Raw genomic sequence first — 1,902 nt, forward strand, 5'->3', positions numbered from 1 at the left:
CCCGACCGCAACCCGCCTCTCCACACCGATGCGCCAGCAGGTTTTCATCAGTTACCGTCACGAGAGCCCCGAGCACGCGCGCAGCGTGCACCGGCTCGGCGAAGCGCTGCGCGAAGCGCGCATCCCGGTCGCGCTCGACCGGTTCTATCTTGACGCCCACCCGGCCGGGCCGGACGAAGGCTGGCCGAAGTGGTGCGAAGACCAGGCCAACGAGTCCATGTGCGTGCTGATCGTCGCCTCACCCGGCTGGTTCGCCGCCTGGGAGCACAACACCACAGCAGGCAGCGGGCTGGGCTCGGCGTGCGAAGCCGACCTCTTCCGCCAGGCGCTCTACGACGCGCCCGGCAACAACGCGCGCCTCCGCCTGGTTTGCCTGCCGCACTGCCCCCTCGGCGACGCAGAGATTCCGCCGCGCCTGCGTGGCTGGCAGCGCTTTCATCCCTTTCATCCTTTCTCCGGCAACGACGACCTCGATTCCCTCGTCCGCTGGCTCGCCAGCCGCCTCGGCCTCAGCGACGTCGAAGCGCCGACCGTCGCCTGGCCGCCGCCCGCCGCCTTCCGGCCCGACATCGCCAACCGCGACCGCGAAGAATGGCCAGCCATCGTCGAGCTGCTCGCCGGGCAGACGCCGCAACGCATCGTGCTGATCGCCGCCGCCAGCGGCGTCGGCAAGTCTACGCTGCTGCGCCAGACGGTCAGATACGCTGGCCAGTTGCGCATCCCGGTCGTCGACGTCAACCTGAAAGGCGGAACCGTCGAGCGCGATGAAATCCTCGGCAAGTTCGAGCTCGAGCTCGCCGACCGCCTGCCCAACTTCGTCGGCCAGGGCGCCAAGCGGACGCACCTGTTGCGCAAGGACCTGCGCGCGCTGCGCCAGCCGGTCCTGCTGCTCTTCGACCACTACGAAGACGTAGCCGGCAATCCCCAACTGAGCGACTGGCTCAGCTTCGAGTTGCTCGAAGAAGTGGAGCGTTCGCCGGCCCTGGCCGTCATCGTCGCCGGCAAGCAACTGCCCGAGCGCAACCGCGGCAACTGGCACGAACTGGCACGCCATCTGCAGCTCGGGCCGATTGCCGACGCCGCCGCCTGGCAGCCCTGGGTCGCACGCCGCCATCCGCAGTTCGCCGAGCGACAAGCCGACCTGAGCACGATCCTGATGCTGGCCGAAGGACATCCGGCCGCGGTTGCTTCGTTCTGCCAGACCATCGCCGACGGCGCTCGACGATGAGCCTGCTCGACGAACTCGGCCAGGCGCTGGCGGCGGTCGCCGACGACCCGCAAGCACGCTCGGCGGTCGCCGCCGAATTCCTGCTCCGCTCGCGCCCGCCCGACGAACAGGCGGCGCTCGCCGCAGCGTTCGACGCCGCCGCCGTCCTGCGCTGGTTCGACGCCGAACTGCTCGCGCGCGTACTGCAAATCCCGCTCACCACCGCTGCCGAGCGCCTGCGCCAACTGCGCGCGCTACCGTTCATCGAACCCTGCCGCAGCGGCACGCACGAACTCGTCAACGTGCACGAATCGACGCGCCTCGGCTGGCGCAGCAAACTCGCCCGCGAAACTCCCGAACGCTTTCGCGCACTCTCGGCCGCCGCCGCCGCGTGCTTCGCCGACGACCAGACGCCGGCCGGCCGCATCGAGTGGATCTACCACCTGCTGAGCGCCGACGGCGAAAGCGGCGCCGACGCGCTCGAAACAATCGACCAAGAATGGACCGGCCGCGCGCATCCCGCGCAGCGCCACGCGCTGGCGACCGCCTTGAGCGAACTGGAAGCGAATGGTCTGCTCGCCGGACGCGCTCGCCTCTGGGTGCTGCTCGTCATCGGCTGGACGCGCATCGAACGCGGCGAGGCAGCGCAACTCGCCGCGCTGGCCGATGAAGCCCTACGGCTGGCGGTCGCCGCG

Annotated in this window: 2 protein-coding genes; both read left to right on the top strand. The window is 70.0% G+C overall.

The window, feature by feature from the left end; genetic code table 11:
- Positions 1–1,228: SEFIR domain-containing protein (locus RKP46_RS11505; protein ID WP_311106768.1), on the top strand; the 1,228-nt coding region annotated here is incomplete at its 5' end.
- Positions 1,225–1,902: hypothetical protein (locus RKP46_RS11510; protein WP_311106769.1), on the top strand; the 678-nt coding region annotated here is incomplete at its 3' end. The genes RKP46_RS11505 and RKP46_RS11510, both read left to right, overlap by 4 nt.

The sequence above is a fragment of the Accumulibacter sp. genome (genome assembly GCF_031732815.1).
Lineage (GTDB): Bacteria > Pseudomonadota > Gammaproteobacteria > Burkholderiales > Rhodocyclaceae > Accumulibacter.